This window comes from Enterococcus asini ATCC 700915, assembly GCF_000407365.1.
GTDB lineage: Bacteria > Bacillota > Bacilli > Lactobacillales > Enterococcaceae > Enterococcus_C > Enterococcus_C asini.
The window spans coordinates 406299-431367 of the sequence record NZ_ASVU01000001.1 but is presented as its reverse complement, the minus strand read 5'-3'; the positions used below and the strand labels follow the sequence as shown (position 1 = coordinate 431367).

Sequence of the window (25069 nt, the reverse complement as noted above, 5' to 3'; positions counted from 1 at the left end):
AAGAGGAGAATTAATTATGTTAGTTAATATGAAAACAATATTGGATGATGCCAATAAACACAATTATGGGGTTATGGCGATGAATAGTGTCAATATAGAGATGGCACGTGGTGGAATTATGGCAGCAGCAGAAATGAATTCCCCAATCATTATCCAGTTTGGACCAGGTCAAATGAAAAATCATGCACATAAAGAAGAAATGCTACCTCTTATTAAGGAACTTGCCGAAAGAGTTCATGTGCCAATCGCTTTAAATCTGGATCATGGAATGGACTTTTCAGTTATCACTGATTGTATTAACTCTGGGTTTACAAACGTTATGTTTGATGGCTCGAGTTTACCTTACGAGGAAAACCTGTCCAAAACTGAAATGATCTGTAACCTAGCCCACGGAGTAGGTTGCTCCGTAGAAGCTGAACTTGGTCACGTAGGTCAAGCAATTGATGAAGATGATAATAATTTCGATTTATACACAGATCCAGAAGTAGCAAAAGAATTTGTGGAATACACAGGTGTCGATGCCTTAGCTGTAGCAATTGGAACTGCGCATGGACAATATCCGAAAGGGAAAATTCCTAAATTGGACTTTGATCGATTGAAAGAGTTGAAAGAAAAGCTTAAAATGCCCCTTGTTCTCCATGGAGGATCGGGAGCAGGAGAAGAGAATCTAAAAAAAGCAGTCAAATTAGGAATTAATAAAATTAATGTTGCTACAGATGCATTTGGTATTGCAAAAAAGACTATTGTAGAGGAGTTAGAAAAAGATCCTCACATGGACTATATGCATCTTTGTATGGCAACAGAAGAAGGAATTAAAAAATTTGTAAAAAGTTATATTAAAACAATTGGGTCAAACGATCGTTATATATTTGGTGAAGTTCCTTATACTGGTAATGAGTGATATATTGTTATTTACAGAGTGCTAGTAAGCACTCTGTAAATAACTTTTATAGGAGGTGCTTTTTTGAAAAAAGAGGAATTGCAAGAAAAGTCTATCCTCAAGTATTTAATAAAGAAATCACCAACTACGGTAAGAAAAATTGCAGAAATCACCGAACTATCTGAAAAAACTGTACGTGGAAGATTAGACAAAATTGATACTTTTTTAAAACAAAACAAAATAGGCGAGATTAGAAAGGAACCCGGGAAAGGAATTTCAATCATTGTTTTTGAAGACAGCAAAAATGAACTAGATAATTTCCTATATACTAATGAAACCTTGATTACTGAAAATGAAAGAGTAACGGAAAAGATTTTAATTTATTTGTTGACACTTCCTAAAGATAGTTTCGTTACTCAAGGATGGTTATCAAAAAAACTCTTTTTAAGTATTCCAACTTTGAGAAATGAATTATCCGAAGTAAAAAGGTGGTGCGTTTCTCATAATATTGAACTAGAAATAGTTCAACGAAAAGGTATGAGGATGAATGGAAGCGAATATGCTAAGAGAATTGGAATTATTGACTTAGTTCTGGCAAATAATAAAAATGTGGGTAAATCTTTGTTAGTATTGTGTCCAGGTCTAGATGTTGAAAAAGTAAAAAAAATAATTAAACAGGTTGAAAAGAATTGGAAAATTCAATTTAGCCGGAGCTCATTTAATAAAATCTGGATTATGATCTGTTTATCCATATATAGGGGGAGAAATGGTAAATCGGATGAGGGTGTTCCCGATGATTATAAAGGGATTGAAAGTTATAATGAGTACAATTTTTCTGAATCTATTTATCAATTGCTCAGCGAAAATGGTTATAGGGGATTTCAGGAAAGAGATACGAGACTACTTGCAATGTTAATCATTGGTGCAAGCAAATTGACATGGGATTTTGAATTGGATTCAAATGTTGGTGCCGAGAACAATAAATTAACAGACTTTATTAATCATCTGATAATCTCAATTTCTGATGTTTTGGGAGTTGATCTAAGAGATGATCAGATCTTAGCTAATGACTTGAAGGAGCATTTAAAATCAGCAATCTTTAGAATGAGATTTGGTCAGAAAAATGCTAACACTATGAGTAAACAATTGAAATCGGAATATTCAGATGCATTTTTGAGTGTGTGGTCAACCTCGCAATTATTTGAACAATATTTTGATATTCAAATAACTGAGGACGAAATTAGCTTCATAGTTCTATATGTAGAAGCGGCATTAATGAGACGGAAGAAAACTGTAAAAGCAATATTGTGTTCTAATCTAGGTCGCTCGCAAAGTTTTTTTGTTGCAGAATTAATAAAAAAGAATATTCCGGCAATTAGTGAAATTGAAATTATTCGTGAAAATAATTTTAATAGACCAGTTCCAGATGATGTGAAAGTAGTTTTGTCAAATACGGGAGTTCCATCTAGCAATGTTATACCAATTTCCCCCATCCCTACAAGGGCTGACTTCAATTTAATCAGTCAGTCAATTGATGATGAAGCTCAACAAACTACTACAGAGTTCTATTTTACAAAATGATGTTAGGATGATTTCATGGACACGATTTGGTAGAATCTAACTACTAAGAAAAGGACGTGTCCACGATGGCAAAAGCCAAGAAAAAATTTGATGAAGACTTTAAGAAGATGATCTTAGATTTAAACCAGTCTGGCCAATCGGTCGAGGAACTGGCAGCGCAATATGGTATCGCTACACAAACGATTTATCGTTGGAAGAAGCTTTATACAAAGAATGAAGCAACCGGCATGACTAAGGCAGAAATCCTAGCAATGAAAAAGGAAATGGCCCGCATGCAGGAGGAAAACACTATCCTAAAAAAGGCTTTAACCATATTCGCTCAAAAGTAAAAATGAGTGATGTCTTCGAATTTATTCAATCAAATGTTCATGATCATGACGTAAAACAAATGTGTACCGTTTTGGAAGCACCGAAATCCAGCTACTATGACTGGAAGAAAAAGAAGCCTTCCAAGCGCCAATCAGAAAACAAACGCTTAAACCGCTTGATTTCAGGAATCTACTTTGAAAACAAGGGTATCTATGGTGCGCCCAAAATTCATAAGATTCTTGTTGGCCGTGGCGAGACCTTGTCCCTAAAGAAAGTACAAATACTGATGAGAAAATTAGGCTTGCGTTCAATCACCCTCAAGAAGTACAAGCCTGGCAAACAAGCAAAAGTTAAAAGTGAAGGACGTAAAAACCTGTTAAACCAAGATTTTACCACTACGTCGATCAATCAAAAATGGGTGACAGACATTACCTATATTCATACCCTAAAAGATGGCTGGACCTATCTTTCCACCATCCAAGATCTTCACACAAAGAAAATCATCGGTTGGAAGTTTGGCAAGCAGATGACGAAAGAACTGGTTATCGAAACCCTTGACCATGCGCTCTTAAACCACACGCCCTCCGAGAACTTGATCATCCACTCAGACTTGGGTTCTCAGTACACTAGCGAAGCCTATGAGGCAAAGTTGAAAGAATTGAACATTCGGCACTCCTTTAGTCGTAAAGGCTGTCCGTATGACAATGCCGGTATCGAATCGTTTCACGCCTCACTCAAAAAAGAAGAAGTCTATCCATCAAAAGCGTATGAAAACTTTGAAGCTGCTCATTTAGCGTTATTTCAATACATTGAAGGATTTTACAATCGCAAGCGAATCCATAGTAGTATTAATTATTTAACACCAAATCAGATGGAAGAGTTGGCATTGCAAGCTTAGTTCCTAGCTACCACCTACATTTTTTTTGCGAGATTTCCACAGGGCTTCAACTTCATCGCTTCGATCAGCGGTCAAACGGTTTTGGTTTGACGGCTGGTCGAAACGATGAGATACTAACCCGCTGGAATCTCGAAAAAATTCTCACAAATCGTGTCCGAGGTATTGACTCAAATCCAAAAACAATACAACCGCTGTTTGATCCTAAATTTTTCTTTATTGATTTGGATCTTAAAAATAAAGAAATGATAGTTAAATACATGGTTACTAAATTGGAAGAAAACGGAATTGTAACCCCTTACTTTTTTGATACGTTATGGGAACGAGAGGAAAAAACATCTACATGTATTGGAGACGGCATTGCAATTCCTCATGGAAGTATGGATGAAGTTAATGAAGCGAGAATTTGTGTAGCAACTCTGAAAAGACCAATAGAATGGACACCAGGAGAAAACGTGAGAATAATTTTTTTGTTAGCTGTAAAGATGAACAGCCAAGCAAACATAAAGCGACTGAAAGACTTTTATATTGATTTAATTCGTTTTACTGAAAGTGAAGAGCTATTAAAAGAATTTAGCAATCAAAAATCTGCTATAGACAGTTTTCAATTTCTATTCAAATAACGAGGTGATAATTATGGAAGCAGTACAAATAAAGAGTATTTTAGAGGATGAATTAATCAATCTTACGTTACATGCAAAGAATAAAGATGAAGTGATTCAGTCACTTGTGAGCATGATGTATAATGCAGGTCATATTAAGAGCATAGAGGGATTTACCAATGATGTATATCTACGAGAAAAAGAAGGAATTACAGGAATGGGAAACAATGTTGCAATTCCTCATGGAAAATCAGCTGATGTAACGGAAGCTTGCGTGGCGATTGGGAGAACTAAGGAGCTTATCGAATGGGAGTCTTATGACAATCAACCTTCAAGGCTATTTTTTCTATTTGCAGTTCCCAATGGAAAAGAGGGAGCAAATCTACACTTGAAGTTGTTATCACAATTAGCAACAAAATTGGCAGATGATGAGATAATTGAAAAATTAAAGCAATCTAAAACAATAGAAGAATTTAAAAATTATTTAGCATAGAAAGATGGGAAAATAAATATGAAAATAGCTTTATTGAATGAATTTAGTCAGGCGCCAAAAAATGATATTATTTTTGATGCATTATCCGAAGTCGCTGAATCATTGGGACACAAAGTTTATAATGCTGGTATGAAAAAACCGTTACTAAATCAGGATACCCCTGATGCTTATACGCTGGATAACCCTCGACTAACATATTTGCATTTGGGAATACAAGCTGCTTTATTATTGAATTCTAAGGCTGTGGATTTTGTTGTGACGGGGTGTGGAACAGGACAAGGAGCTTTAATGTCATTGAACGCATATCCTGGTGTAGTTTGTGGGTACTGTGTGGATCCGACAGATGCGTATCTATTTTTGCAAATTAATAACGGAAATGCGCTCTCACTCCCATACGCTAAAGGCTTTGGATGGGGAGCAGAATTAAATTTAAAAACGATTTTTAATAATGCTTTTGCTTCACCAAAAGGGATGGGGTATCCTGCAGAACGCAAAGAGTCACAAAATAAGAATGCCGAATTACTTAACTCATTTAAAAAGAGTTTATCAAAACCTCTTTTAGAAGGATTAAAGTCATTAAACCAGGAGTTCATAAAGGAGTGTTTAACACCTTCATTCATTAATTGTTTTAGTGAGGGTTGCCAAGACACTGAAATTAAAAAATTTGTTGAAAAATTAATGTAAGAAATATAACTAGCGCTAACTTCTAAGAATGGCGCATAACTAAACGTAACAATTTGATAGGAAAATTTTAGAAAGTTCTGAGGGCAGACCAGTTTTTTGCTCTCTCAGAGCTTTTTTTGTTTATATAGCAAATTGGAATTATTTTATATCAAAATCGAAAAAAATGTTATCCAATGATAATATAGTGATATGAGGAGGGAGTTCTCCATGAAATTAACGGTACGGAAGCGTCAAATCGGTGCTATTCCAGTATTAGAAGTGGTGCCAGAAGACTTGGTTTATGAAGCGGTGCCTTTAGTGGTGTACTACCACGGTTGGCAAACGCGCAAAGAATTGGTTTTGACCCAAGGACGGAAATTAGCGGCTAAGGGAATGCGGGTGATTTTGCCCGATGCGGACAATCACGGGGAGCGCCTGCGACCGGTCTCTCCCATTATTTCTCAGACTTTTTGGAGCAGCATTTACAGCAATCTTTTTGAGTTTGAGTATTTGCTGGATTATTTTCGCAAACTGAATTTGGTAACGGATAAAATCGGAGTGGGGGGTGTTTCTATGGGAGGCATGACCACGTGTGCGCTTTTGACCCAGCACCCAGAGATCACCGCCGCAGCTTGTGTAATGGGGACACCTAGTCCGGTGAAATATCGGGACTACATGTTGCGCCGGGGAGCCAAAGAAGGAGTGAAATTGCCTAAGGATTTTGTTCACTTGCTTTCTTGGGTAGAGGATTATGACTTGAGTCGACACCCTGAAACATTGGAAAAGCGACCTTTGTACTTTTGGCACGGTCGTCAAGATGAAAAGATTCCTTTTGAAGAAGTCGCGGCTTTCGTGGACAAACATCCGGAGCAACGTCTGACCTTTGCCAAAGAAGATGCCCACCATTTGGTGCAAGTGGCGACTATGGAAGAAGTCGCAGCTTCTTTTGGCCAGCAGTTGCTTTAGTTTGGCACTAACAAGATACAAAAAACCTCCCAAACTCTGATTTAAAAGAGTTTGGGAGGTTTTCTTTATGCCGGCTATAGGACTTGAACCTACGACCTACGCGTTACGAGTGCGTTGCTCTACCAACTGAGCTAAGCCGGCCTAACGAATAAGATTATAGAGAAAAGATTGGCTTTTGTAAAGTGGAATCTACAAAAGAAGCAAAAATCACAAGTGCTTTGACCGGTTGATTTGTCCGGTTAAGCTCGTCCGGGAAAAAATAAAGAGAGCCTTTTTTTCTTAAGGGATTATTATTTTTGAAACCAAACTCCTGAAAATTTTCACAAAGTGTGCTATAATTGAAAATATGAAGGGGGTTATTTACTTTGGCTACATTTGGAAAGTTTGATGCAACAATCGTCCCGTCGGATATCGGTCAGAAGTTTAAGCCGGAAACCCATGTGAAGTTCTTAGTCTTTGGTAAACCTCAAACCGGTACGATCACTAAGCAATTGCAAAATTCAGCTGTCGTTGAACTAGATGAGACTCCTGAAAATCAAAGTTTGATGGTTCAATACAATGGGGTATTAATCATCAATTATAAAAAGCTTCAAAAACTGTAAAAGTCATCTTAAATAAATTTTCTAGGCAGTCCTTGGTCGTTTTGATCAAGGCTGTTTTTGTATGCTCAGAAGGTGTTTCTTAAGATTTTAATGGATTGCTTGGGACCGGACTTTCTTTTCTGAAGCAAACCCACTATAATGAGTGAATGAGTGTAACTTTACAGAAAAGAGTGAAAGTATGGAGAAAAGAATCTCCCAGAGAAATAGTCAATATCTGAGTAGCAATCGGATCGATTACGGTGTGATTCTGCCAGTTTTTTTATTGTGTTTGGTGGGGATGACCTCCCTGTACACCGCTTTAAGTCATGACCCCAATAATCCGTCTGTGCTTCGAGGGTTGCTAATGCAAGGCCTGTGGTACGCACTAGGGACTGTGGCCATCGTGTTGATCATGCAAATGAAGTCCAAGTGGCTTTGGCGCTTGACGCCGTATATCTATGGGCTAGGCTTGGCGGTTATGCTGGCGTTGCTGAAATTTTACGATAAGTCCTTAGCGGCTTCTACAGGTTCCCGGAACTGGTTCCGAATTACGGGGAATCTGACCTTCCAGCCGGCGGAATTAATGAAAATTGCGTTTATTATGATGTTGGCTTTGGTAGTGACTTCCCATAATGTGAAGCACAAAAATCGTACCTTGACCACGGATTGGGAATTAATCGGCAAAATGCTAGCGGTGACGTTACCAGTTGTCGGTCTGGTTTTGGCCCAAAAGGACTTCGGGACCATGTTGGTCTTCCTGGCGATTTTCGGTGGAGTCTTTCTGATGTCGGGAATTTCCTGGCGCATTATCATTCCCGCTCTAGCGATTATGGTGATCTTAGCCGGTGGGGTCTTGTTTTTAGTCATGACCGATACCGGGCGCGATATTTTGACCCATATTGGCTTCCAGGAATACCAGTTTAAGCGAATCGACTCGTGGCTCGATCCTTTCCATGATATTCAAGGAGACTCCATGCAACAAGCTTATGGGATGATGGCCATTGGCTCCGGTCAAATGGTGGGCAAGGGCTTCAATGTGTCTGATGTCTACGTACCGGTGCGGGAGTCGGATATGATTTTCACCGTTATCGGGGAAAACTTTGGCTTTATTGGCAGTGCCTTTGTGATTTTGTTGTATTTCTTGTTGATTTACCAAATGATCAAGGTTTGTTATGACACGAATAATGAATTTTATACGTATATTTCTTCAGGGATCATCATGATGTTGCTCTTCCACGTTTTTGAAAATATCGGAGCAAACATCGGCCTCTTGCCGTTAACGGGGATTCCGCTACCCTTTATCAGTCAAGGGGGGTCTTCCATCTTGTCTAATATGATTGGGATTGGGCTGATCCTGTCCATGCCTTATCAAGCCGGCGCAACAAAAGCGTAGGCGTATTTCTTTGATGTTTGATGAAAGAAGGGATTTTATTGTACACCTTATACTGGTACCCAAAATGTAGCACTTGTAAGAAGGCTAAGGCCTGGCTGGAAGCTCATCAGGTTGCGTTTGAAACCTATGATATGATCCAAACGCCTCCTGATGCCAAACAAATCGCGCATTGGATTGAAGCAAGTGACTTGCCTGTGCGCCGTTTCTTCAATACCAGTGGCATGAAATACCGAGAGTTGGGACTGAAAGACCAAGTTCCCCACTTGACAATTGAAGAAGCAAGTGTTTTATTGTCTTCAGATGGAATGTTAATCAAACGCCCGCTTTTAGTTTACGACGATCAAGTAGTGGCGGTGGGCTTTAAAGAAACCGATTATGAAGGAGTATTTGAATAAATCATGGAAAAAAAATGCTTAAAAACCAAGGATAATTTGTGGATCTTGTTCAACGGGAAGGAATACGTAGTGGGCTTGACGAAAGCGGCCCAAGAAGAATTGGGAGAAGTAACCTTTGCCAACTTACCAGCAGTCGGCAAAGCTTTTAAGGCCGGCGAACCTTTAGTAGAAGTAGAAGCGGAAAAAGCCGTGCAAGAATATCCTGCACCACTAACCGGTGTGATTTCTTCTGTAAATGAAAAAATCACTGAAGACATCGCCGTTTTAAATCATGAAGACGAAATGACTGCTTGGTTGGTATCCTTTAAAGAAGTTGCTCCTGAGGATTTCGAAGCGTTATAAGCCGTCTTTACGGTCTTACTAGTCAGGAAAAAATGAGTCGCGAGCTGCCCCAATTATGGAGGAGCTCGCGACTTTTTGTTTTCCTCAAATATAAAAGTCCTATTTTTCAGAAAGTTTTCGATTGACACCAAGGAGCGTGCTTACTATAATCATTTCCAATAAGATAGCAATGAACGCTTTGAAAAGAAGAGTACATGTCCGATTCGTTTGACAGAGAGCCTCCTTAGCTGAAACGAGGTAGCGATTGAAGAGATGGAAGATGGTCTTTGAGCAGATTAAGTGAGCCGTGGCAAGCTTAATACGGGAACGCCCGTTACAGCGTCCAGGTATGCGCCCGAGCAGTTTTGATTAGGGGCAAGTACCGCTGGAGGTTATAATCGTGAGGTTATGGCGAAAAAAGGTGGTAACACGAAGTCTATGGGGCCTCGTCCTTTGTGTGATAGATTCACACGGGGACGGGCCCTTTTTGTGTCCGTTAATTTAGAGAAAAGAGGCAGTAAAATGGCATTGATTGAATTAAACCAGGTTAGTAAGACCTTTCTGGTGAAAAAACAGTCCTTACAAGCAGTCAAAGAAGTGTCTTTGACGGTGGAAAAAGGGGACATTTACGGTATCGTGGGGTATTCCGGTGCCGGTAAGAGTACCTTGGTTCGGCTATTAAATGGCTTGGAAATCGCGACTTCCGGCTCAGTAGTGGTAGACGGGGAAAATGTGGAGAGCTTAAAAGCCAAAGAATTGCGGGATTTCCGTAAGAACATCGGCATGATTTTCCAGCATTTCAACCTTTTATGGTCTCGCACGGTGGCGGAAAACATCCAATTGCCTTTGGAGCTTGCCGGAGTGAAAAAAGCGCAACGGCAACAAAAAGCCGCAGAATTAATCGAATTAGTGGGCTTACAAGGCAGAGAAGACGCCTATCCATCTCAACTTTCTGGGGGCCAAAAACAGCGTGTGGGCATTGCCCGGGCGCTAGCCAATGATCCGAAGTTATTGCTTTGTGATGAAGCGACTAGTGCCTTAGACCCACAAACTACCGATGAAGTCTTGGAACTATTACTAGCGATTAATCAAAAGCTTAATTTAACAATCGTATTAATTACCCACGAGATGAATGTGATCCGTAAAATCGCCAATAAAGTAGCGGTGATGGAACAAGGTCGTGTAGTGGAAGAAGGCACGGTGGCAGAAGTCTTCCGGCATCCCCAACAGGCGGTCACTAAGCGTTTCGTCCAACAAGACTTGAATCCGGAAGAAGACTTGCGGGAAGTCTTAAGTGAATTTATCGAAGCCAATCCTCAGGGAACCTTTATGACCTTGAGCTTTGCGGAAGACAATGCCAATGAGCCTATCATTTCCCAGGCGATTCGCCAGTTTGATGTGGACATCAATGTGGTTTCCGGGAAAGTTCAAACGACGAAAGACGCGGCTTTTGGGGCATTGACGGTGATGATTACAGGTAAACCGGCTGCTATTGAAGAAACGACGAAATTCTTTATCGCCCAAAAAGTTGGAGTGGAGGTAATCAAACGTGGATAAGAGCTTTTCAGAAACATATTTGAATTTTGAACGGGTCAACTGGCAACGCATGAAAGAAGCGACCGTTGATACCCTATACATGACCGGCTTTTCACTAATCGCCGTTTTGATTTTGGGCTTCTTGCTGGGCTTGTTGCTCTACACTTTGGGTCGAAAGAAAAGTGCTGCCTATCGAGTGTTATACAATGTGGTCTCCGTGATCAGTAATGTCTTTCGCTCCACGCCATTTATGATTTTGATGGTCTTGATCATGCCTTTTACCAAAGCGATTACCGGAACGATTATTGAACCGGTGGCGGCTTTACCGGCATTGATTTTATCCGCGGCGCCTTTTTACGCCCGGATGGTGGAAATCGCACTGCGGGAAATCTCCGGTGGGGTGATTGAAGCGGCCAATGCCATGGGTGCTACCACGTGGCAGATTATCTACAAAGTTTTGATTCCGGAAAGTTTACCAGCATTGGTTTCCGGCTTTACCGTAACCGCGGTATCCATGGTGGGCTTTACTGCTATGGCCGGGGCAATCGGTGCCGGGGGGCTGGGCTCACTAGCTTGGTCTGAAGGCTTCCAGCTGAACAATCAAACGGTGACGTTAATGGCCACGATCATTATTTTGATCATCGTCTTTATCATTCAAGGGTTAGGCGACTTTTTGACCAACAAATTGGACAAACGCTAAATTAGGTCTTTACTGCAAGGGATTGCGGTTTTGGATAGGAAAATAATAGGGGGTTAAGGAAATGAAGAAAATTTTTGGACTAGCAGCAACACTTTTATTGGTAACAGCAGGCCTGGCCGCATGTGGCGGAGGCAAGGACACAGCAGATAGCTCTGCTAAAGAAAGCAGCACTTTGGTTGTCGGGGCTTCACCAAGCCCGCATGCGGAGATTTTGGAAGCCGCAAAACCAGTTCTAGAAAAAGAAGGGATTACTTTGGAGGTCAAGACTTTCACCGATTACGTCTTGCCAAACAAAGCTTTAGCGGAAAAAGAACTAGATGCCAATTACTTCCAGCACATTCCTTACTTTGACAAACAAGTGGAAGAATACGGCTATGACTTTGCCAATGCCGGGGCGATTCACATTGAGCCAATGGGCATTTACTCTAAAAACATCAAGAGTGTTGATGATATCAAAGAAGGCACGCAAGTCATTACTTCAAACTCAGCTTCTGACTGGGGCCGAATTTTGACTATTTTGGAAGACGCGGGCTTGATCAAGTTGAAAGAAGGCGTGGAAAAAACGACGGCTACTTTTGATGATATTGCAGAAAATCCGAAAAAATTGGAATTTAAACACGACATCGATCCTGGCGTCTTAGTTCCTACCTATGAAAATGAAGGAGATGCACTGGTAGCCATCAATGCCAACTTTATTTTAAGCGCGGGGATGATCCCAGAAGACGACGCTTTGTTGCTTGAAGCGGACAATTCTCCTTATGCGAACATCATTGCAGTACGGGCTGGGGATGAAGACAAGGAAAATATTAAAGCCTTGGTGAAAGCTCTGCACAGCGACGAAGTGAAAAAATTCGTCGATGAAAAATGGAGCGGTGCCGTGAAAATCGTCGACGCAGAATAATTTTTATAAAAAGTAATCAGCTAACAGGAAAACCGTTCCCTCTGTCACTGCGGTGATGGAGGGAACGGTTTTTTTAGATTTCCACGTAGCCATCGGAGGCCTCGGCGGCGAGTTCTTGCATAATGGTGATCCCGGAACTAGTCCCTATGCGAGTAGCCCCCGCGGCTACAAACTGTTTAAATGCTTCAGCGGTGCGAATCCCACCGGCGGCTTTGACCTGGACCGTTAGACCCACAGCTTCTTTCATTAAGTGGACATCGGCTAAGGTAGCGCCACTAGGTCCAAAGCCAGTGGCGGTTTTAATGAAGTCCGGCTGTACCTTTTTGGCGATTTGACACAGGGCGATTTTCTCTTCCTCTGTGAGATAACCATTTTCAAAGATGACTTTGCTCAATGCCCCTTCTTGCCGACACAAAGTGACCAAAGCATGCATTTCTTCTTCTACATATGACCAATCGTGTTCTTTGACCTTGGTCAAGTTGACCACGTAATCAATCTCATCGGCTCCTTGTGCTAGCGCGTCTTTTGTTTCAAAGACTTTGGCGGCGATGCTGGTTTGGCCTAAGGGAAAGCTAATGGCAGCACCTACGTGGACTGGGGTTTCTTTTAATAGTTGGTGGCAAAGGGTGGTTTGCACTTGGTTGATTGCTACCATTTTAAAGCCATGGTCGCAAGCTTCTTGGCACAAGGCGGTGATATCTGCACCGGTAGCCTCTGGATGTAAATTGGTGTGATCAATCAGATTGGCTAGTTGTGTTAATGAATAGCGGGTCAATTTTTATTCCTCCTTTAAAGGTGATTGCACCGGGGATAGGTAGTAGTCGATTTCTTTTTGCATCTCACTAGCCAGAGCGTCTTCTTCAATGGCGGCCAGGATGGTCATGCCTTGGGTAAAAAGGGCTTCGTCTTGTTGGCAGATGCCTTGACGGACTTTGCACACGGCTACAAAATCATAGCGATGGGCGGTTTTGGCCCAGCGTTCGGCCATTAGACTAGCTTCATTGCACTGAGTTAATTTGTGATTTTCCAAAAACAAAGTCGCTAAATTTAAGAGCAAGGCGATTTTTAAGGATTCGATATTCATGTAGTCTTGGTATTTTTCCAAGTTTTTCAAGAGTTTGGGGTACAAGGCTTCTACGGTTTCTAAGGGCAAGTAGTATAAGACTCCGTTTAACATGCGCAAATCATCGGCGTACCATTCATCTAGCTGTTCCAAGTCTCGCCAGACTTCATTTAGCATGCTTTTGCTTAAAGGGGTAATCGTCCCCGGACCCCCAGCCAATGCCAAATACGAAGTCAAAATGCTGAGGATTTGTTCCACGTAGCGATCGTTTCTGGAGCGAAGGTATTTTTCACACTTGGCTTTTAAGGCATAAATCGCGGGCAATTCACTGTTTGAGGCGATTTGAAAGTATTCTTTGACGATTTCTTTTTTCTCGTTTAAGGAATAGGCATTGGAAATGTACTCGAATTCGTCGTAGTCCATGCCGATTTGTTCCAATAAATACTGGAAGGTCTCTAAAGACGGGGTCAGCCGATCGTTTTCCAGTTTGGAAAGGGTAGCGGGAGAGAGGTTTTCGCCAATCACCGCTTTTTGGGTCAAGCCTTTGCTTTTGCGTATTTTTTTGAAGGTACTTCCATAGTTCCAGTGCATGGCATCGCCTCCTGATTTGTCAGAAATCTGTGGTTTCAGTATAAAACAGTCTTTCTTGAAAGCGCAAACCTGATTGTCGAAAACGCGGGAAAAAGTTTCGTAAAGTATAAGTTTTGCATCTTTTGCTAAGAAGTCCTTTATAATGAAGCTATCCAAATAGAGGAGGTTTTGACCATGTTTCGTTTTATCCTATTGAGTTTGACCATCTGGTTCACTGGCAGGTAAAAGTGACGGGCCAAACTCTCAAAAATAACGATTTTGTAGACACTGTGGATTGACTGCTTCGCCATTTTCCTGGAAATCTTCCCCTAGATTCTTTCGTGAATACCTCCATTGCCTTTTCACAGGAGAAGCAGGCAAATCCAATTTTTTAAGTGCTTCGTATCTTGTACCGCCAAGAAGGAAGCTGTGGCCAAGGACGATTTTGTCCTTGGCTTTTTTTATCGGCTAGTATTTTACTGCTTGTTTTGCTATGCTTTACTTATAAAAAAAGCGTTTTACAAAGAAAGAAGGAGCGGATGTGAAATTTAGTAAACGGGGAAAGATACTTTTGGCCATTATTTTAGTGGGGGGTATCGGGGGATTGGTGTTAAACAGTATCACGGGCCATGGGGCGTCTAATCGTAGTTTTATCATTCCGATTGTGGTGGCCTTATTGATCTGTGTGGGCTTTCGCGGCTGGGAAAAATAACAGCTGGCAACAAAAATTGCCAATAAAAAAACGCCGACTGTTAAAGTTGGCGTTTTTTGGTTACCCAATTTTGCGGAAAGTGCTAGGTGCGAGGCCGGTTTTCTTTTTGAAGAGCCGGCTGAAGTAAGAAAAGTTTTCCAATCCGACATTGGTGGCGACTTCTTGGATGGAAAGATCGGAGTAGCGCAAGAGATCCTTCGCTTTGGAAATCCGCTGATGAATCTGGTATTCAATGGGGGGCATCCCAATGTAGCGGGAAAACTCTTTGTTTAATTGATACCGATTCAAGTGGAATTTGTGTTCCAATAGCTCTAAGGTAATCGGCTCTTGCAAATGGTCAATGATGTAATCTTTCATCTCCAAGATGTAGGCGGGAATATCTTGGTCTTGAAAGTTAAGCTGATACTTCTGAATCAATAATTCATTGAGTAGCTCATGAATCAAAACTGAGCTCTCGAAATCGGTCTTAGTAGTTTGTTTGTCTTGCAAGTACAACAACTTGGTCATAATCATGTGCAGCGGATTTTGCCAAGGATCTCCTTGGGTATGAAAGACACTGGTGCCTGTGCGGACGAATTCTTCGTAAAAGGCCTTAGTTTGACCCCCACTTATGTGAATCCAGTCCATCTCCCAAGGTTCTTCGCTGACGGTTTTGTAGTATTGATAGTTGCGACAGTCGATGAAAAAGACATCGCCTGGGGTAATCTGCTCTGTGCGTTCCTGATAGGTCAAGCTACCTTTCCCTGATAAAGTGAATTTAATCAAGTAAGAGGAGAGGCCAGAGCGTTCGGTATAGTAAGGTTTTAGGGCTTTAAAATGCCCCATTTCCTGATAGACATAAAAAAGATCGCGATTTTTTTGCGAAGGTGTGTTAAAAAAACGACTGGAGTCTGGCGTCCAAGAATGATCTGCGGTTTCCCAATAAGCCATCGGTCAGGCCCCTTTCATCAAGATAGTGCAAGTATACGATTAAGGAACGAAAAATGAAAGGGAAAAATCTTGCTTCCTAGATTATTAATGAGATTTTAAAGGGATTTTTATTGTAAGCGTCTAGCGAATCATAAAAGTGCAACCTATTTCAATATTGTGCTAGTGGTTGCTTGTGTCTTTTCTATTTTTTGATGAATCAAAGCCCCATTAATCGGAAAGAAAGTTAACTAAAGAACTAGAATAGACAACAACAGAAAAAACGTCTACCCAAAGATAGACGTTTTTGGTCAATCGGGAAGACCGGATTTGAACCGACGACCCCTTACTCCCGAAGCAAGTGCTCTACCAAGCTGAGCTACTTCCCGTTACATAAAATATAGGACTGACGAGCCTTTTTTTCAAATAAAAGCACTTTTTGAGAAGACTCGGGGGGAGCTAAAAGGGTATAATACGACAAAAGAAGCTTTTTAGGAGGTTGCTATGGCTTTTCCGAAAGAGGATTTCGACTATTATGAGCGTACGGTGAGCATCATGTACCGGAAGTATTTTCGCAAACGCATTACCATTGCCTTAGTGGCAGCGGGAATCATCGCCTTGTACACGGGCATTGTCCGAGAACATTTTTTACTCAATGGACTATTGATGGGGATTTTAGTGGCAATCGGGGTGTATTACGGATTGCAGGCCCAACGCTTCCCTGAAGTGTATCAGCAATTGCTAGGAGAAAATCAACCTGAAGCCCAGATTCGTTCCGTGGTGGAAGATGAGTATAGTTACCACATTTATGAAGGGGAAAAGGCCGTAGCGCGGATCAATAAAGCCGGGGTGCGCAATTTGCCTTCTCAAAACAAGCAATACACGTTAATGGTGGGCTTTGATAAGCGCTTTTTCGCTCAGGAGCCTTTAAAGATGACTTATTATGATATGTTGGATTTGACCTATGAAGAGAAATTTCGCTTGAGTCGCGGTGGCTATTCTAATATGCCTCGTTTTTTGCGTCGCTTTACGTGGCGTAATTTAAAAGCCAGTGCCGGTAATGCAGTAGGCTTCTTATTGAGCAATCTCTTCTTTCTCTTTATCTTGTATCGCTTGATTCGCTATGTCATCGCCATGTTGCGCATGTTGTTTTAATGAAAAAAGGAGGCTTCCCTTGAGGAAGTCTCCTTTTTCATTAAAAGCGGAACAAGTCGCTAATGGTTTGGTAATCGGCTTGGCTTAAGTGAACATCCGTGGCCTTGGCATTGTCGGCGACTTGGGCCGCTTGTTTTGCCCCGGGGATGACCGCTGCAACGTGAGGACTCTTCAAGTACCAAGCCAAAACCAGTTGGGCAACGGTGCAGTCATTGGCTTTAGCCAGTGGTTTTAACTGATTGACGGCCCCGGTGATTTCTTGGAAGCGGGGAGCTTGGAAGTCTGGATTCTTCAGGCGTCGATCCTCTTTTTCAAACTGTTCAGTGCCCGTGTATTTCCCGGTTAAGAGGCCTGAAGCTAGTGGGAAATAAGGAATAAAGCTGATCTCATTGGCTTCTAAATAAGGGAATAGAGTTGTTTCAGATTCGCGATGGAGCAGGCTGTACTTGTCTTGGACCACGTCTAGGTGTCCCTCGGCATTTGCTTCCTTGATTTGATCTAAGGAAAAGTTGGAGACACCAATGGCACGGATTTTACCGGCTTCTTTTAGCTCAGCCAAAGCTGCTACCGCTTCGTTTTTCGGCGTCTTATTGTCAGGAAAATGGATGTAAAAGATGTCGATGTAGTCTGTTTGCAAACGACCTAAGGCATCTTCCACGGCGTTACGCAAAAATTCTGGAGAGTTGTCCATGACCCCAGGCTGTCCCGGTACATGGGCAGCTTTCGTCGCAAGGATGACCCGAGCTCGGTCAAATTCTGGTTCTTGTAAGACTTCACCGATAAGCTCTTCGGAACGACCGTGACCATAGGCATAGGCTGTATCCAAGAGGGTGATGCCGTTGCGCAAGGCTTCTCGTAAGACTGCCTTTCCTTGTTCATCTTCCAGATTGGCAAAGAGATTGTGACCACCCACGGCATTGGTTCCTAGTCCTAGCGTTGAGGCATACACTTGTGATTTCCCGATTTGTACATCTGACATTTTACTACCTCCTTGTGATCTGTCGGCAGGTGGCAGACGGATCATTTTTTATAAATCTTTCATTCTCAGTCTAGTACAAAACGTCTGGGAGCCCCAAATGATTTGTCTTTGAAAAGGAGTTTGTGAATGGAAATACCTTGACTTTTTTCAAGAATTCTAGTAAGTTTATTTGTAATATCGAGAATCTGTGATGGAAAGAGTAAGCAATGTGTGGCTTTTTAGAGAGAGGGATCCTGGCTGGAAGTCCCTTAAGTCCCAGTGTTGAAAGACATTCCGGAGATGAGCGCGTGCAAAGCCGCTTCCGTTTCGAGTACGTTACACTCTTGAGGAAAATCTGCTTTTGTTGCGTAGATTTTTAAAAAACTTGGTGGTACCGCGTATGACTTTTCATCCGCCCTTGTGTTCAGACACAGGGGCGGATTTTTTGTTTACCGCCAAACCGACCTGTACCCAAATTCAATCCAATGTAAGGAGAATGTATGATGTATCAACGTCCAAAAGGCACCAATGATATTTTACCTGGTGAATCCGAAAAGTGGCAATTCATCGAAGAAACTGCCCGGCTTTTGTTCCGGGATTACCAATACCGGGAAGTTCGCACCCCGATTTTTGAACACTACGAAGTCATCTCCCGCAGTGTGGGGGATACGACCGACATCGTTTCTAAGGAAATGTATGATTTTTATGACAAAGGCGATCGCCACGTGACTTTGCGCCCTGAAGGTACTGCTCCTGTGGTTCGGGCCTTTGTGGAAAACAAACTCTATGGACCAGAGTATCCAAAACCATTTAAGGCTTTTTACATGGGGCCGATGTTCCGCTATGAACGTCCCCAAAAAGGTCGTTTGCGTCAATTCCACCAAATCGGTGTGGAAGCTTTTGGTTCTAGCAATCCGGCCACTGATGTGGAATCCATGGCCATGGCTTTGGACTTCTTCAAACAGCTGGGGATTCAAGAAGTTCGGCTGGTGATCAACTCACTAGGGGACAAAGAAACCCGCACCGCTTATCGCCAAGCTTTAATTGATTATTTGGAACCACATTTTGCGGAACTCAGTGAAGATTCTCAACGTCGTTTACATGAAAACCCATTGCGAGTTTTGGATTCAAAAGACAAACGGGACAAGCAATTCGTTGCAGAAGCACCATCGATTTTGGATTACTTAAGTGAGGCTTCTCGGACTCACTTTGAAGCGGTGAAAGAAATGCTGACCGCTTTGGCGATTCCTTTTGAAGTGGATAGCAATATGGTACGGGGCTTGGATTACTACACTCATACGATTTTTGAAATCATGAGCGATGCACCAGGCATGGGCGCCCAAGCGACGATTTGTGCTGGGGGACGTTACGATCACTTGGTAGAAGAACTAGGCGGAGTGGAGACACCAGCTTTTGGCTTTGCCATGGGGATTGAACGCTTATTGTTGACCTTGGAATCAGAAGGCATCACGCTACCGGCGCTAAACGACTTGGATGCGTATGTTGTGGGACTCGGGGAAGCGACCAATGTGGAAAGCTTGAAATTGTTACAAGCGATTCGCAATTTTGGTTTTTCTGCGGATCGGGACTTTATGAACCGCAAAGCCAAAGCCCAGTTTAAGTCTGCTGATAAGGAAGGGGCAAAACTGGTGTTGACCATTGGGGAAAATGAATTAGCTGAAGGTGTCGTGAATATTAAAGGCATGGCTAGCCGGGAAGAAAAAGCCTTCCCACTAGCTGAAGTGTACAGCCGCTTTGATGAGATTTATGACGAAATGACCACGGTCATGTTTGACGAATAAAAAGGGGGAGTTTGGCAATGGCAAAACGTACGGTATATTGTGGACAAGTGACAGAAGCACAGTTGGATCAAGTAATTACCTTAAAAGGGTGGGTCCAAAAGCGCCGGGACTTAGGTGGCGTGATCTTTATTGATCTGCGGGACCGTGAAGGCATCGTGCAAGTAGTCTTCAATCCAGAAAAATCCCGGGAAGCTTGGGAAGTAGCGGACAAGTGCCGCAGTGAATATGTAATCGAAGTTACCGGTTTAGTAGAACGACGGGCACCAGAAGCGGTTAATCCGAAAATGGTCACCGGGGCTTTTGAAATCATGGCAAAAGACATTACGATTTTGAATCGGGCGAAAACCCCACCCTTTGCCATTGAAGACGAACAAGTAATCAGCGATGAAATTCGGTTGAAAAACCGGGCATTGGATTTACGCCGACCAAAAATGACTCAAAACTTAATCATGCGCCACAAAACGACTCATTCAATCCGGGAATACTTGGACAACTTAGGCTTCTTGGATATTGAAACACCTTATCTAGGCAAATCCACACCAGAAGGGGCTCGGGATTACTTGGTACCTTCCCGGGTGCATCCAGGACATTTTTATGCCTTGCCACAATCACCACAGATTTTCAAAGAGTTGTTGATGGCTTCTGGTTTTGATCGTTATTATCAAATCGCCCGTTGTTTCCGGGATGAAGACTTGCGCGGCGACCGCCAGCCGGAATTCACCCAAGTGGATATGGAAATGAGTTTCCTATCTATGGAAGAAATCCAAGAAATCACAGAAGGCTTGTTAGCAAAAGTCATGGAAGATGTCTTGGGCTTATCTGTTACTTTGCCATTCCCACGGATGACCTATGATGATGCCATGAATCAATACGGTTCCGACAAACCGGATACGCGCTTTGACATGAAGCTAATCGACATCTCTGACGTGGTCAAAGACGTGGACTTCAAAGTCTTCCAAATGACCTTAGATCAAGGTGGGGTCGTCAAAGCCTTGAATGCCAAAGGTGCCGCTAGCAAATATTCCCGTAAAGACATGGACAACCTAGGCAAGTACGCTGGCCAATTTGGTGCCAAAGGTTTGGCTTGGTTGAAAGTGGAAGAAGATGGCTTGAAAGGGCCTATCGCGAAATTCTTTGGAGAAAAAGAAGCGGAAATCATCGCAGCAACCAAGGCAGAAGTTGGAGACTTGCTGATGTTTGGTGCGGACAGCTATGGTGTCGTTTCGGCTGCATTAGGCGCTATCCGGACACGTTTAGGCAAAGAATTAGGCTTAATTGATGAATCGAAATTCAATTTCTTATGGGTTACCGACTGGCCACAATTCGAATGGAGCGAAGAAGAAGGTCGCTATGTGTCCGCTCACCATCCATTCACCATGCCAAAAGCCGAAGATGTGGAACTCTTGGCTACAGCACCGGAAAAAGTTTATGCCGAAGCTTATGACATCGTCTTAAACGGCTACGAACTAGGCGGGGGTTCCCTGAGAATTCACGACCGTGCCTTGCAAGAGCAAATGTTCCGGACGCTAGGTTTCTCCGATGAAGCGGCACAAGAACAATTTGGCTTCTTGTTAGACGCCTTGGACTACGGTTTCCCACCACTTGGAGGGATTGCTTTGGGCTTGGATCGTTTGGTGATGCTTTTGGCTGGCGAAGACAACATCCGGGAAGTTATTGCCTTTCCGAAGAACGGGAAAGCTGCCGATCCAATGACGGAAGCGCCAAGTACCGTTTCACCGTTGCAACTTTTCGAGTTGAGTATCAACGTAACAGAAGTAGAAGAATAAAAAAGTATAACAAAGGACAACTTTTTGAGAGTTGTCCTTTTGTTTTTGGGCGTTTCTACGTATAATTGGATGTGGCTTCACGAGGCCCATTACGTGCCTGTGAAAGTTTACTTGAAATGAATGACTGAAACGAGGGAACAATTTCGTGAAAAAATGGTTTACGGCACTGCCTCACCATGACTATGCCCAGAAATTTTCGTTTTCTGTGGTGTATGCACTTTTGGCATCGATTAGTGTCAATGTCTTTTATCAACCGGGACAGATTTACTCTTCCGGTATCACCGGGATCGCTCAGATTTTGAACACGTTGTCGCACAATCTCTTTGGCTTAGATATACCGGTTTCTTTATGGCTCTTATTATTAAACTTACCTTTATTTATTTTTGGCTGGTTCGCTATTGGCCACAAATTCACCTTTTTTACCGGAATTACGGTAGTGTTAACCTCGTTATTCATGCAAATTATGCCGGAAGAAGTGCTGTCCACGGACCCGATTATTTGTGCCATTTTTGGTGGTGCGGTGATGGGAGCGGGGATCGGCTACGCTTTGAGAAACGGCTTATCCTCTGGGGGCTTGGATTTTGTCACCATCGCCATGCGCAAACGCACGGGACGAACGATTGGTTCGCTTTCGATATTCTTTAATATTTTGATTATGGCAGCGGCCGGAGTCTTGTTCGGCTGGCAGTACGCCTTGTACAGCGCCATTGCTATATTTGTTTCCGGGAAAGTCACGGATGCAGTCTATACGAAGCAAAAGAAGATGCAAGTCATCGTCATTACGCGCCATCCGGATCGGGTCATTCACAATGTGCAAAAGAGTTTGCGCCGAGGCATCACGATTATCAATGAAGCGGAAGGGGCCTATAACCACGACAAACAAACCGTGCTTTTGACCGTGGTCACCCGCTATGAGTTGCCGATTTTGCGTCAGGCGATGAAAAGCGCCGATCCCAAAGCCTTTGTCAGTATTGCGGACAATGTCCAAATCTTGGGGCATTTTTATGAAGAGGAGTTATAAGACAGGCAGGAGTTGTGAGAAAGCCTGATACCAAGACTAAAAGAAAAGTTGGAAGAATGCTTATGGAGAAAAAACGAACGAGAAAGCGCCGTTACATAACGGGTTTAGATGGAGTACGCACGCTAGCGGTTTTAGGGGTCATTTTGTATCACTTGATGCCGGATCGTATGCGTGGGGGATACTTAGGGGTGCCGGTATTCTTTGGCATTTCCGGGTATTTGATTACGGATCATTTGCGTATGGAGTGGGAAGCCAAGGGCAAGATTTCTTTAAAGGCCTTTTATGCTCGCCGGCTAAAGCGCCTGTATCCACCTTTGGTCTTTTTCTTGCTGACCACCACGGCTTATATCACGTTGTTTCAGCGGAACCTTTTGAACAATTTAAAGGGGGCCGTAACCTCGGCCTTACTTTACGTGAATAACTGGTGGCAGATTAACCAGGGGATGTCATATTTTGAGCGTTTTACGAATGAGAGTCCCTTTACCCATATTTGGTACCTTTCTGTAGAGGCGCAAAACTATCTCATCTGGCCGTTATTGTTCGTACTGCTAATGAAGGTTTTCAAAAAACGGGAAAAGATTTTTCTCGTAGTCTTTATTGCAGCCTTGGCCTCCGCTTTATGGATGGCCATCGCCTTTGTGCCCGGAGCAGATCCTACCCGGGTGTACTATGGTACGGATACTCGGATCTTTTCGATTTGGCTAGGGAGCGCCATGGCCTTTTTGTGGCCTACTAGTCATCTGCGTAGTCAAATTCCACAAAAAGCCAAGCAGATCTTAAATACGGTGGGCATTGCCTGTCTGATCATCCTTATCGCTTCCTTTTTCTTCTTGGATGCTCATTACACCTTTGTTTATCGGGGCGGGATGCTGTTAATCAGCCTTGTCTCCGTCTTATTGATCATGGTCGTGGCTCATCCGGGGGCAAGTTTGAACAAGTGGCTTAGCAATCCTTTGTTTTCTTATATTGGCAAGCGTAGTTACGGAATTTACTTGTACCAATACCCAGTGATGATCTTCTACGAGGCAAAGGTGAAAAACATCGCCGACAATGTTTGGCTGCACACGTTGATTGAAGTGATTTTGATCGTTTTGATCGCCGAAGTCACTTACCAAATCATCGACAAGCCATTGAGCCGTTTCGATTACTCCAAGACTTGGTCTACCGTTAAAGGTTGGTTTGAAAAACCGCTTTTGACTTGGAAGAAAGCTTTCTTATTGCCGGGAATCTTTTTGGTAGTGACGGCTTTGGTGGGCTTTATCATCGCACCATCAAATCACGTGACGGCGGAACAAAAACAAATGCAAGAACAAATCTTGCAAAATAAAAAAGTTGCAGAAGAATCCAAGAAGAAAGCTAAAGAAAAAGAAACGGCTACTAGTGATTCCACGGCGGAAACGACGAGCTCGGCCGATGCGGCCCATTTAGCAGAAATCGCTACGGAATACGGCTTAAGCAAAGAAGACGCCGCTGCAGCAGCCAAACTTTCCTTTACCGCTTTTGGGGACTCGGTAATGCTGGGGGCTGCTCAAAACATGAAAGACCTCTTCCCTGACGTAGTAGTGGATGCCAATGTAAACCGCCAAGTGTACAGCAGTCAGGATTTGATTCAAAAGCTGGCCGACGAGGATCTCTTAAAAGACCCGGTAGTCATCGGACTGGGAACCAATGGGGACTTTACGGAGACACAATTTGCCGACTTTATGAAATTACTAGGTGATCGGAAGGTGTACTGGCTGAATGTTCATGCCCCATCTTTACGAATTCAAGGCGTGGTCAACTCTGCACTTACGAAATATGCAAGTAGTTACGATAATTTGACGATTATTGATTGGTACAGCTACAGTAAAGACCACAGTGACTGGTTCTACGATGATCAGGTTCACTTGACTCCGGAAGGCCGGATTGGCTATACGAAACTTTTATTTGAAACCTTATCTAAGAAATAAGCAAACAGGCAAGTTGCGTACGAACGCAGCTTGCCTGTTTTTTTAAGCTTCTCTGGAATAGTCTTTCATCCTTTTAGGAATCTGGGCGCTGAGTGCGGTGGGGAGGACGACGTAGTTTTCTTGATACAAAGCGTCGCCAATCTCACTGTGAAGGTAGACTCCGGCGGCAATCGTTTGGACATTTTTGGGGAACTGTCCTAAAAAGGCGGCCAATAGTCCTGCCAAGGTGTCTCCGGTTCCCCCAGTAGCCATGCCGGGATTGCCTAAGGGATTTTGATAGTGGCTATTGTTACTGTAGATTTCCGTTCGGTGGCTTTTTAGGACCACGGTCGCACCAATCAGTCGTTGCAGTTCTTGATTGCGCTTGGGTGTCTGCTCTTGAATGGGGATTCGGCTGAGCCGTTGCCATTCCATTTGATGGGGAGTCAGAACCACAGTTTCCGGATAACGCAACGTGCTAGCTAGCTCTGCAGCTGGTGTAGCTGCCAGTAGCGTTAAAGCAGAGCCATCGAGTATCAGCCATTGTTCCTTGCGCCGGATTTTCAAGAGAAAGTGTAGCAATTTACGGGCGGTTTCGGAGTCTCCCAAACCGGGGCCGACTAAGAGCACATCGGCGGACTCGATGGCTTGTTCCACTTGGGCGAAATCTTGCCAGTCTACCATCATTGCTTCCGGGCGACGGCTGTGTAAGGGAGTGTGATTGACGGCTGCCGTGACTACGGTGGTCAAGCCCGCCCCGGCTAAAACACAGCTTTCCGTAGCCATCAGGATGGCCCCGCCGTAATGGGCGTCGCCACCGATTAAGGTCACTTTGCCAAAATTCCCTTTATAAGCCTTTTCTGGCCGTGGTTTTATGACTGTTTTGACCAAGTCTTTTGTGATGAGTTCCATATACGCACCTTCTTTAGTGACTTTGTCTTTATTATAGCA

At 43.1% G+C, this 25069-nt stretch carries 25 protein-coding genes and 2 tRNA genes; 20 read left to right on the top strand and 7 right to left on the bottom strand.

Features of this window, described 5'->3' with window-relative positions; genetic code table 11:
- Positions 1-16: 16 nt before the first annotated feature.
- The 7 genes from I579_RS02125 to I579_RS02090 all read left to right on the top strand — a co-directional run bounded on the left by I579_RS02125 (position 17) and on the right by I579_RS02090 (position 6389).
- Positions 17-901 carry a class II fructose-bisphosphate aldolase gene (locus I579_RS02125; RefSeq protein ID WP_010752842.1) on the top strand — a complete coding sequence of 295 codons (885 nt, stop codon included), beginning with the start codon at positions 17-19 and terminating at the stop codon, positions 899-901.
- Between the two features lie 63 nt (positions 902-964).
- Complete coding sequence (locus I579_RS02120) at positions 965-2461, top strand: BglG family transcription antiterminator (RefSeq protein ID WP_010752843.1); 1497 nt, start codon at positions 965-967, stop codon at positions 2459-2461.
- 65 nt (positions 2462-2526) lie between these two features.
- Positions 2527-3668, top strand: a protein-coding gene (locus I579_RS02110) for an IS3 family transposase (protein ID WP_129316744.1) whose coding sequence is annotated in 2 segments (ribosomal slippage) — positions 2527-2755 and positions 2755-3668 — 1143 coding nt in all. Because the reading frame shifts where the segments join, the coding sequence is not laid out codon by codon here.
- A gap of 86 nt (positions 3669-3754) precedes the next feature.
- Complete coding sequence (locus tag I579_RS02105; protein ID WP_034810316.1) at positions 3755-4288, top strand: PTS sugar transporter subunit IIA; 534 nt, start codon at positions 3755-3757, stop codon at positions 4286-4288.
- 13 nt (positions 4289-4301) lie between these two features.
- Positions 4302-4760, top strand: coding sequence for a PTS sugar transporter subunit IIA (locus tag I579_RS02100; protein WP_010752847.1), 459 nt, complete (start codon positions 4302-4304; stop codon positions 4758-4760).
- A gap of 18 nt (positions 4761-4778) precedes the next feature.
- Positions 4779-5444, top strand: a complete 666-nt coding sequence (locus I579_RS02095) for an RpiB/LacA/LacB family sugar-phosphate isomerase (RefSeq protein ID WP_010752848.1) — start codon at positions 4779-4781, stop codon at positions 5442-5444.
- Positions 5445-5651: 207 nt separating this feature from the next.
- A complete protein-coding gene (locus I579_RS02090) occupies positions 5652-6389 on the top strand; it encodes an alpha/beta fold hydrolase (RefSeq protein ID WP_010752849.1) in 738 nt (245 codons plus the stop codon).
- Positions 6390-6457: 68 nt separating this feature from the next.
- On the opposite strand, the gene I579_RS02085 is transcribed toward I579_RS02090, so the two are convergent.
- Positions 6458-6530: transfer RNA gene (locus I579_RS02085), tRNA-Thr, on the bottom strand.
- Positions 6531-6754: 224 nt separating this feature from the next.
- Between I579_RS02085 and I579_RS02080 the strand changes: the two genes are divergently transcribed.
- The 7 genes from I579_RS02080 to I579_RS02050 all read left to right on the top strand — a co-directional run bounded on the left by I579_RS02080 (position 6755) and on the right by I579_RS02050 (position 12216).
- Positions 6755-6991 (top strand): hypothetical protein, encoded by a 237-nt coding sequence (locus tag I579_RS02080; RefSeq protein ID WP_010752850.1) that lies wholly within the window; start codon positions 6755-6757, stop codon positions 6989-6991.
- Positions 6992-7169: 178 nt separating this feature from the next.
- Positions 7170-8363 carry an FtsW/RodA/SpoVE family cell cycle protein gene (locus tag I579_RS02075; protein WP_010752851.1) on the top strand — a complete coding sequence of 398 codons (1194 nt, stop codon included), beginning with the start codon at positions 7170-7172 and terminating at the stop codon, positions 8361-8363.
- A gap of 38 nt (positions 8364-8401) precedes the next feature.
- Complete coding sequence (locus I579_RS02070; protein ID WP_010752852.1) at positions 8402-8758, top strand: arsenate reductase family protein; 357 nt, start codon at positions 8402-8404, stop codon at positions 8756-8758.
- A gap of 3 nt (positions 8759-8761) precedes the next feature.
- Positions 8762-9100, top strand: coding sequence for a glycine cleavage system H family protein (locus tag I579_RS02065; protein WP_010752853.1), 339 nt, complete (start codon positions 8762-8764; stop codon positions 9098-9100).
- A gap of 501 nt (positions 9101-9601) precedes the next feature.
- Positions 9602-10636, top strand: a complete 1035-nt coding sequence (locus I579_RS02060; protein WP_010752854.1) for a methionine ABC transporter ATP-binding protein — start codon at positions 9602-9604, stop codon at positions 10634-10636.
- Positions 10629-11315 (top strand): methionine ABC transporter permease, encoded by a 687-nt coding sequence (locus tag I579_RS02055; protein WP_010752855.1) that lies wholly within the window; start codon positions 10629-10631, stop codon positions 11313-11315. The genes I579_RS02060 and I579_RS02055 overlap by 8 nt, the downstream gene beginning before the upstream one ends.
- A gap of 61 nt (positions 11316-11376) precedes the next feature.
- On the top strand, positions 11377-12216 hold the full coding sequence (locus I579_RS02050) for a MetQ/NlpA family ABC transporter substrate-binding protein (protein WP_010752856.1): 840 nt from the start codon (positions 11377-11379) through the stop codon (positions 12214-12216).
- 73 nt (positions 12217-12289) lie between these two features.
- On the opposite strand, the gene deoC is transcribed toward I579_RS02050, so the two are convergent.
- Positions 12290-12991 (bottom strand): deoxyribose-phosphate aldolase, encoded by a 702-nt coding sequence (gene deoC / locus I579_RS02045; RefSeq protein WP_010752857.1) that lies wholly within the window; start codon positions 12989-12991, stop codon positions 12290-12292.
- A gap of 3 nt (positions 12992-12994) precedes the next feature.
- On the bottom strand, positions 12995-13870 hold the full coding sequence (locus I579_RS02040) for a helix-turn-helix domain-containing protein (protein ID WP_010752858.1): 876 nt from the start codon (positions 13868-13870) through the stop codon (positions 12995-12997).
- 520 nt (positions 13871-14390) lie between these two features.
- Between I579_RS02040 and I579_RS12760 the strand changes: the two genes are divergently transcribed.
- On the top strand, positions 14391-14561 hold the full coding sequence (locus I579_RS12760; RefSeq protein ID WP_010752859.1) for a hypothetical protein: 171 nt from the start codon (positions 14391-14393) through the stop codon (positions 14559-14561).
- A 60-nt stretch (positions 14562-14621) separates the two neighbouring features.
- Here I579_RS12760 and I579_RS02035 read toward each other — a convergent pair whose 3' ends face one another.
- Together I579_RS02035 and I579_RS02030 are read right to left on the bottom strand one after the other, a co-directional pair.
- Positions 14622-15491 carry an AraC family transcriptional regulator gene (locus I579_RS02035; RefSeq protein ID WP_010752860.1) on the bottom strand — a complete coding sequence of 290 codons (870 nt, stop codon included), beginning with the start codon at positions 15489-15491 and terminating at the stop codon, positions 14622-14624.
- Positions 15492-15782: 291 nt separating this feature from the next.
- A tRNA-Pro gene (locus I579_RS02030) sits at positions 15783-15856 on the bottom strand.
- Positions 15857-15971: 115 nt separating this feature from the next.
- Between I579_RS02030 and I579_RS02025 the strand changes: the two genes are divergently transcribed.
- Positions 15972-16622: a hypothetical protein gene (locus I579_RS02025; RefSeq protein WP_010752861.1), complete on the top strand. Its 651-nt coding sequence runs from the start codon at positions 15972-15974 to the stop codon at positions 16620-16622.
- A gap of 40 nt (positions 16623-16662) precedes the next feature.
- Here I579_RS02025 and I579_RS02020 read toward each other — a convergent pair whose 3' ends face one another.
- Positions 16663-17601 (bottom strand): aldo/keto reductase, encoded by a 939-nt coding sequence (locus tag I579_RS02020; RefSeq protein ID WP_010752862.1) that lies wholly within the window; start codon positions 17599-17601, stop codon positions 16663-16665.
- 479 nt (positions 17602-18080) lie between these two features.
- Between I579_RS02020 and hisS the strand changes: the two genes are divergently transcribed.
- The 4 genes from hisS to I579_RS02000 all read left to right on the top strand — a co-directional run bounded on the left by hisS (position 18081) and on the right by I579_RS02000 (position 24139).
- The gene (gene hisS, locus I579_RS02015) at positions 18081-19382 is read left to right on the top strand and encodes a histidine--tRNA ligase (protein ID WP_010752863.1); all 1302 of its coding nucleotides are present in this window, start codon (positions 18081-18083) and stop codon (positions 19380-19382) included.
- A 17-nt stretch (positions 19383-19399) separates the two neighbouring features.
- The gene (gene aspS, locus I579_RS02010; protein WP_010752864.1) at positions 19400-21169 is read left to right on the top strand and encodes an aspartate--tRNA ligase; all 1770 of its coding nucleotides are present in this window, start codon (positions 19400-19402) and stop codon (positions 21167-21169) included.
- A 145-nt stretch (positions 21170-21314) separates the two neighbouring features.
- The gene (locus I579_RS02005; RefSeq protein ID WP_010752865.1) at positions 21315-22190 is read left to right on the top strand and encodes a YitT family protein; all 876 of its coding nucleotides are present in this window, start codon (positions 21315-21317) and stop codon (positions 22188-22190) included.
- A 62-nt stretch (positions 22191-22252) separates the two neighbouring features.
- Positions 22253-24139 carry an acyltransferase family protein gene (locus I579_RS02000; protein ID WP_010752866.1) on the top strand — a complete coding sequence of 629 codons (1887 nt, stop codon included), beginning with the start codon at positions 22253-22255 and terminating at the stop codon, positions 24137-24139.
- 42 nt (positions 24140-24181) lie between these two features.
- On the opposite strand, the gene I579_RS01995 is transcribed toward I579_RS02000, so the two are convergent.
- Complete coding sequence (locus tag I579_RS01995; RefSeq protein ID WP_010752867.1) at positions 24182-25030, bottom strand: NAD(P)H-hydrate dehydratase; 849 nt, start codon at positions 25028-25030, stop codon at positions 24182-24184.
- Positions 25031-25069 lie beyond the last annotated feature (39 nt).

What these genes read in the sequence shown, in the direction of transcription:
- I579_RS02125 (WP_010752842.1), top strand. Translation starts at nt 17, where the DNA reads ATGTTAGTTAATATGAAAACAATATTGGATGATGCCAATAAACACAAT.
- I579_RS02100 (WP_010752847.1), top strand. Translation starts at nt 4,302, where the DNA reads ATGGAAGCAGTACAAATAAAGAGTATTTTAGAGGATGAATTAATCAAT.
- I579_RS02095 (WP_010752848.1), top strand. Translation starts at nt 4,779, where the DNA reads ATGAAAATAGCTTTATTGAATGAATTTAGTCAGGCGCCAAAAAATGAT.
- I579_RS02090 (WP_010752849.1), top strand. Translation starts at nt 5,652, where the DNA reads ATGAAATTAACGGTACGGAAGCGTCAAATCGGTGCTATTCCAGTATTA.
- I579_RS02075 (WP_010752851.1), top strand. Translation starts at nt 7,170, where the DNA reads ATGGAGAAAAGAATCTCCCAGAGAAATAGTCAATATCTGAGTAGCAAT.
- I579_RS02065 (WP_010752853.1), top strand. Translation starts at nt 8,762, where the DNA reads ATGGAAAAAAAATGCTTAAAAACCAAGGATAATTTGTGGATCTTGTTC.
- I579_RS02060 (WP_010752854.1), top strand. Translation starts at nt 9,602, where the DNA reads ATGGCATTGATTGAATTAAACCAGGTTAGTAAGACCTTTCTGGTGAAA.
- I579_RS02050 (WP_010752856.1), top strand. Translation starts at nt 11,377, where the DNA reads ATGAAGAAAATTTTTGGACTAGCAGCAACACTTTTATTGGTAACAGCA.
- I579_RS02040 (WP_010752858.1), bottom strand. Translation starts at nt 13,870, where the DNA reads ATGCACTGGAACTATGGAAGTACCTTCAAAAAAATACGCAAAAGCAAA.
- I579_RS02035 (WP_010752860.1), bottom strand. Translation starts at nt 15,491, where the DNA reads ATGGCTTATTGGGAAACCGCAGATCATTCTTGGACGCCAGACTCCAGT.
- I579_RS02025 (WP_010752861.1), top strand. Translation starts at nt 15,972, where the DNA reads ATGGCTTTTCCGAAAGAGGATTTCGACTATTATGAGCGTACGGTGAGC.
- I579_RS02020 (WP_010752862.1), bottom strand. Translation starts at nt 17,601, where the DNA reads ATGTCAGATGTACAAATCGGGAAATCACAAGTGTATGCCTCAACGCTA.
- hisS (WP_010752863.1), top strand. Translation starts at nt 18,081, where the DNA reads ATGATGTATCAACGTCCAAAAGGCACCAATGATATTTTACCTGGTGAA.
- aspS (WP_010752864.1), top strand. Translation starts at nt 19,400, where the DNA reads ATGGCAAAACGTACGGTATATTGTGGACAAGTGACAGAAGCACAGTTG.
- I579_RS02000 (WP_010752866.1), top strand. Translation starts at nt 22,253, where the DNA reads ATGGAGAAAAAACGAACGAGAAAGCGCCGTTACATAACGGGTTTAGAT.
- I579_RS01995 (WP_010752867.1), bottom strand. Translation starts at nt 25,030, where the DNA reads ATGGAACTCATCACAAAAGACTTGGTCAAAACAGTCATAAAACCACGG.